Source organism: Streptomyces sp. NPDC001832, from assembly GCF_040297265.1.
GTDB lineage: Bacteria > Actinomycetota > Actinomycetes > Streptomycetales > Streptomycetaceae > Streptomyces.
The window spans coordinates 1-5,242 of record NZ_JBEOYU010000015.1 but is presented as its reverse complement, the minus strand read 5'-3'; the positions used below and the strand labels follow the sequence as shown (position 1 = coordinate 5,242).

The 5,242-nt window shown below is 68.5% G+C and carries 7 protein-coding genes and 1 pseudogene; 4 read left to right on the top strand and 4 right to left on the bottom strand.

Annotation, left to right across the window (positions count from 1 at the left end; translation table 11 throughout):
• A pseudogene (locus tag ABT115_RS14575) lies at positions 1-405 on the bottom strand (hypothetical protein); the annotation flags it as partial.
• A 376-nt stretch (positions 406-781) separates the two neighbouring features.
• On the opposite strand from ABT115_RS14575, the gene ABT115_RS14570 reads away from it, so the two are divergent.
• The gene (locus tag ABT115_RS14570) at positions 782-1,084 is read left to right on the top strand and encodes a hypothetical protein (RefSeq protein WP_351788599.1); all 303 of its coding nucleotides are present in this window, start codon (positions 782-784) and stop codon (positions 1,082-1,084) included.
• A gap of 199 nt (positions 1,085-1,283) precedes the next feature.
• Here ABT115_RS14570 and ABT115_RS30875 read toward each other — a convergent pair whose 3' ends face one another.
• Positions 1,284-1,358 carry a 50S ribosomal protein bL37 gene (locus ABT115_RS30875; protein WP_099504217.1) on the bottom strand — a complete coding sequence of 25 codons (75 nt, stop codon included), beginning with the start codon at positions 1,356-1,358 and terminating at the stop codon, positions 1,284-1,286.
• Between the two features lie 335 nt (positions 1,359-1,693).
• On the opposite strand from ABT115_RS30875, the gene ABT115_RS14565 reads away from it, so the two are divergent.
• A complete protein-coding gene (locus tag ABT115_RS14565) occupies positions 1,694-2,128 on the top strand; it encodes a DUF7144 family membrane protein (RefSeq protein ID WP_351788596.1) in 435 nt (144 codons plus the stop codon).
• 99 nt (positions 2,129-2,227) lie between these two features.
• Entirely contained in the window at positions 2,228-3,580 is a 1,353-nt protein-coding gene (locus ABT115_RS14560) for a DUF1254 domain-containing protein (protein ID WP_351788593.1), read from the top strand.
• 67 nt (positions 3,581-3,647) lie between these two features.
• Here the strand turns inward: ABT115_RS14560 and ABT115_RS14555 are convergent, their stop codons facing one another.
• Positions 3,648-4,337, bottom strand: coding sequence for a DedA family protein (locus tag ABT115_RS14555; protein ID WP_351788590.1), 690 nt, complete (start codon positions 4,335-4,337; stop codon positions 3,648-3,650).
• Positions 4,338-4,668: 331 nt separating this feature from the next.
• A complete protein-coding gene (gene tnpA, locus ABT115_RS14550; protein WP_351788587.1) occupies positions 4,669-5,085 on the bottom strand; it encodes an IS200/IS605 family transposase in 417 nt (138 codons plus the stop codon).
• 25 nt (positions 5,086-5,110) lie between these two features.
• On the opposite strand from tnpA, the gene ABT115_RS14545 reads away from it, so the two are divergent.
• The coding region (locus ABT115_RS14545; RefSeq protein WP_351788971.1) for a helix-turn-helix domain-containing protein at positions 5,111-5,242 on the top strand (132 nt) is incomplete at its 3' end.

The following is a 5,242-nucleotide window of genomic DNA, read 5'->3' as shown; positions in this document are numbered from 1 at the left end:
CTGGAGGACGTTGCCGTTGCCCCGGCCGGTTTGTGCGCCCTGCTGGAGGACGTTGCCGTTGCCCCGGCCGGTCTGTGCGCCCTGCTGGAGGACGTTGCCGTTGCCCCGCCCGGTCTGAGCACCCTGCTGGAGCACGTTGCCGGTGCCTCGCCCGGTTTGTGCGCCTTGCTGGAGGACGTTGCCGTTGCCCCGCCCGGTCTGAGCACCCTGCTGGAGCACGTTGCCGGTGCAGAACTGCGGGTGGGACGGAGTGCAGATGTCCACGCTCGGCGCCGCGGACGGGGCCCTGGCCAGGTCCTGGGGCGCTGCTGCGGCGCTCGTCACGCCCACCCCGCCAGCGAGCGCCGCGGCCAAGCACGACGCGCCGATCACGCGGGGGATTCCTTGCCGGATGCTTCTCATCATGGTGTTCTCCTTGCGGGTGAAAGCGGGTTTGCACTTGGCCTGCACCAGCCATCGTGGGTGCTGGGCATCACCGCGGCGTGACGTCGGCGTGACTGGGCTCAGCTGATGGCGGCCGGCAGATACTTCCCGTAGGCACCACTCAGGACCACAGCGTGATTCTGCGTTCGAGGTCGCCGGTCCTGACAGACAGCAAGGCTCCAACCCGCCCCCCCGACGCAGTCGCGGCGGGGGGCCGACGATCGTCGGGGGTAGGCACTTGCCATTCGGCCCGGGTCTCCCGCTCCCCGCGCTTCTAGGTTCACTTCCCATGACAACGAGAGCTGGAAGAAACAGGATTCGGAACGGGCGGCTGTTGGCCGCTTGTGTCGTTCTGGGGGTGGACGCGGCCGCCGTCGTGGGGCTTGCCCCTGGCGGATCGGGCAACGCGGAAGCCGTCGAGGTGACGGGCGGCTCATCCGCGTCCGCGTACCGTTCGCTGAACGGGGCGGTGGCCTACGGCTTCTCGTGGGCGGCGCCGCTGCTGGAGGTGGCCACCGAGGGCACCCTGGTGGCTCTCGGGCTGCTGTTGGTGTGGGCCTGGTGGGGTGCCGTACGGCGGGGGGGAGCACCCGGCTGTCCGCCGGTACCGTGCTCACCGGCATCGGCACCGTCCTGGCCTACGCGGTCAGCGGGGGCGTGAAGCAGGTGGTGGACGAGGCACGCCCCTGTCGGGTCCTGCACAGCGGCGCGGACGTCGTCGCCGAGTGCCCGGACCCCGGCGACTGGCGGCCGTGTTGCTCGCTTTCCTGCCCGCTCGCCCGGACCGCGGCGTCAGCGCTCGGCAGGCGGCTGCGTAGGAGCGACGATCCCGGCCTCGTGGGCTTGCCTGCTCGGTCGGCTCAGGCGTTGGGACGCTTGCCGTGATTGGCCTTCTTCTTCTTGCGGCCGCGTCGCTTGTTTCCTCGCTTGGCCATGCTGCACACCTCACTCATTTGTGACATTTCAGACCTCTGAGAGTCTAGATTCGACCCGGTGAAGCCGCATCAGAGGTCCAGCGCGGCCGCAAGCTCACGTGCAGGGTCTCGAAGGTGTCGCGGTTCCCGGCGCCCCAGCCCCCGCACCCCAGCCCCGGCACCGTAGCCCCGGCCGTTCGCGGAGCGGGTTCTCGCGTGACGCAAGGCTGCCCGGCTTCACCGCCGAGCCTCTCGGGGCGTCACCCGCACGGGCGCGTACGTACGGGTGGTCGCCCGGGGAGGTGCCACGCAGGGTCGGTTCTGTCTTGCAGTCCCGCTCCGGCCTAGGAGTTTCCATGGCACACACAGCGTCCACGCCCGGCCCGGCCCCTTCCGCCCAACCCGGGGGCATCAGCCCCTGGGCGGCCGGTGGGATCATGTTCGCCGGCGTGCTGCTTCTCGTCGATGGTGTCCTCGGAGTGATCAAGGGCATCACCGGTATCGCCTCCGACGGCGTCTACGCGCACGTCAGGAACTACACGTTCAAGTTCGACGTGAGCGCATGGGGATGGATTTACCTCGTCCTCGGCATCGTGCTCGGATTTGTCGGCTGGGGCATTCTCAAGGGCGCCGGCTGGGCCCGTGCACTGGGTGTGGTACTTGCTGCCATCAGCCTGGTCATCAACTTCGTCTGGCTGCCGTACCAGCCGGTCTGGGCGATCATCTCCATTGCCATCGACGCATTCGTGATCTGGGCCCTGTGCACGGCGCCTGCGGAGGCGGTCATTTGAGCCATCAGGGCGTACGGGCTGACTCAACCGGCCTGGACGGTGGTTGGTCCGTGCTCAGCCCTGCCGTGAGCAAGTGAGCGAGCGAATGGAAGGACTACGGTGTCGGAGGAGAACACGGAAGAACTCGTCGCCCTTGCCGCCGAGGCGTATGTCTATGGGTATCCGCTGGTCCATGACCTGTCGATGGTCCAGGACTTCATGCACACAGGCTTCGGCCCGCTGCCGCCCGCGCCCTTCAACCACTTCGCGCACTCCGGTCAGCCGACCTCCCCCGATATGCACTTCGTGCCCTTCGGCAACGACACGGTCTGCTCGATCGCCCAACTCGACCTCTCCGGCGGCCCGGTCCTGCTCCATGTCCCCGACACGGACGGCGCGTACTACGTGCTGCAGTTCGTGGACGTCTGGACCAACAACTTCGCCTACGTCGGCCACCGAGCCACCGGTACGCAGGCCGGGGACTGGCTCGTCGTGCCACCTGGCTGGTCGGGCAGCGTGCCGGACGGGGTGCGCGGGGTGATCGACGCACCGACCTCCGTCGTCTCAGTCATCGGCCGCATCGCCGTCAACGGTCCGGACGACATGGGGCGGGTCCGCGAGCTTCAGGCGCAGCTCGCCCTCACGCTTCTTGAACCGGGTACCCATCGCACGGGTCTCCCGGCACCCGACCCCGACGTACCGGAGCCGTTGAGGTTCTTCGAGCAGCTCAGGGTGTGGATGGCCGATTTTCCGCCGTCCGCGGCCGACCAGGCCTATCAGGACCGGTTCCAGCCGCTGGGCCTGCTGGAGGAGGGGCCGTCGCCGTACGTGTCAGCCGACCCCGCCCTCGTACACGCACTGACCGAGGGCCTGGTGCGGGGCAGGGCGCGGGTGGTGGAGGAGGCGAGCCGGTTCGCCGAGGCGGGCGGGGGCTGGGAGATGAATCCGCACCTCTTCGACTACAACCTCGACTGGCACGGCGTCGGGACCATCGACTCCCCGGAGTGGCGGATCTCGGACCGGGAGGCTTCCTATTCGCGGAGAGCGGTGGCGGCACGGAGCGGGCCGTGGGGGATCCACGGATACGAGGCGGTGTACGCCCACACCTTCTGCGACGTCGACGGTGAGCAGTTGAACGGCGCCCGCTCCTACACACTGCGCTTCGAGCGACAGCCGCCGGTCGGGGCGTTCTGGTCCGTGACCATGTGCGGGACTCCGGACTACCACCTCGTCGAGAACCCGGCCGCGCGATATTCGGTCGGTGACCGCACCCCGGGCCTCGTCTACGGCGAGGACGGTTCGCTGACCATTCACATTCAGAGGGAGCGGCCGGCCGACCCGGCTGCCGCGGCGAACTGGCTGCCCTCGCCCGGCGGGGACTTCTGGCCGGTGCTCAGCCTCTATGAGCCGGCGCCCGAGATCCTCGACGGTGCGTACGAGATGCCCGCGGTCGAAAGGAGCGATGAGCGGTGAGGCGGGCGGTTCAGATCGCCGAGGCGACCGCCAGGCTGCTGGAGTTCAGGAACGGTACGGGGCGCCGTCAGGACGTTGTAGTGGGCGTCGTAGTGGGCGTCGCGGTCGATGCCTGGGCGGCCGCCTCCGCTGCCGGCCGGCGCATGACGTACGCGGCCAGCGCGCCCGCCACGAACAGGGCGAGGACCGACACGGCCGTGCCCACCCAGGTGGCGCCGAGCCACTGGGCGCCGAGGTAGCCGAGGCCGACGCTGTAGCCGGCCCAGGCCACGCCCGCCAGGGCAGACCAGGGCAGGAATTCCTTCACCTTGCGATGCGAGGCGCCCGCGCCCAGGGAGACGACCGAGCGGCCGGCCGGGGCGAAGCGGGCAATGATGACGAGGATGCCGCCACCCCGGGCGAGGGCGGTGCCGAGGCGTTCCTGCGCGGCGGTGAGGCGTCTGGACCGGGCTATGGCGCGGTCCAGGCGTTCGCCGCCGCGCCAGGCCAGCCGGTACGCGACGAGGTCGCCGAGTACCGACGCCGTGGCCGCGCACAGGATCAGGGCGAGGAGGGAGGGGACCTCGGACACCTGCGCGGCGGCGCGCGTGGCGGAGGCCGCACCTGCGACGGTCGTCGAACCGGCGGCTGCCGTGGAAGCGGTGATCACCAGGACTCCGCTGGGCAGCACGGGCAGGAACACGTCCAGGAGCACCGAGATGGCGACCACGGCGTAGATCCATGGGCTGCCGGTCAGCGCACCCACACTCTCAAGCACCTACTACTCCCCGAGCCGGAACAGCGCCGCGACGTCGCAGGGGAGCGGCAGGAGCGGCAGGGCAGGCTGTACAGCGTACGCCTGAGGCTCATCCGATGATCTATAAATACGGACGATGTTGGAAAGCTCACGTATCACCCGGAAACGGGAAGTCCGAGTTCCGGGTGTACGTGAGGAACGGTCCGTGGGAGGAAGGGCTGGTCTGTACGGATCAGGCTGCTACCGGGGCTATTCGCAGTGCACCGGGCTTCAGCCCGGTGGTGAAGTGAATCTTTGGCCTGCTCTGACCTCGGCTGTGTGCACGGATCCGCACTGTTCACGCTGACCAGAGTCAGAGTGGCCGGTTCTGCTGCTCGATGTACTGCTTGACGATGCTGAGCGGTGCGCCGCCGACGGACCCGGCGAAGTACGAGCCGGACCACAGGCGCTGTGCGCGCCAGTAGTGACGGACGAGGTCGGGGAACTCCTGGCGGAGCCTGCGCGAGGACACGCCCTTGAGGGAGTTCACCAGTTTCGAGACGGCGACCTTCGGCGGGAAGTTCACGAGCAGGTGGACGTGGTTGGTCTCGCCGTTGAACTCCACCAGTTCGGCCTCGAAGTCCTCGCACACGCTCCGCATGATCTCCTCGCACCGCGTCAGGTGCTGGTCGGCGAAGACGGAGTGCCGGTACTTCGTCACGAAAACCAAGTGGACATGCATGCGAAAAACACAGTGACGGCCCGTACGAATGTTCTCATCGATACCCATAAACCAGTTTTGTATCGTGATCCGTGTGCAGCTTCGGTACAGCTTCCGCCTGTATCCGAGCGCCGGTCAGCGCACGGCGTTGGCGCAGGCGTTCGGGTGCGCGCGGGTGGTCTACAACGACGCCCTCAGGGCCCGGGAGATTGCCCGCGAGCAGGGG

Bases quoted from the DNA above. Each gene is read 5' to 3' on its own strand.
- ABT115_RS14565 (WP_351788596.1), top strand. From the start codon at position 1,694: ATGGCACACACAGCGTCCACGCCCGGCCCGGCCCCTTCCGCCCAACCC.
- tnpA (WP_351788587.1), bottom strand. From the start codon at position 5,085: ATGGGTATCGATGAGAACATTCGTACGGGCCGTCACTGTGTTTTTCGC.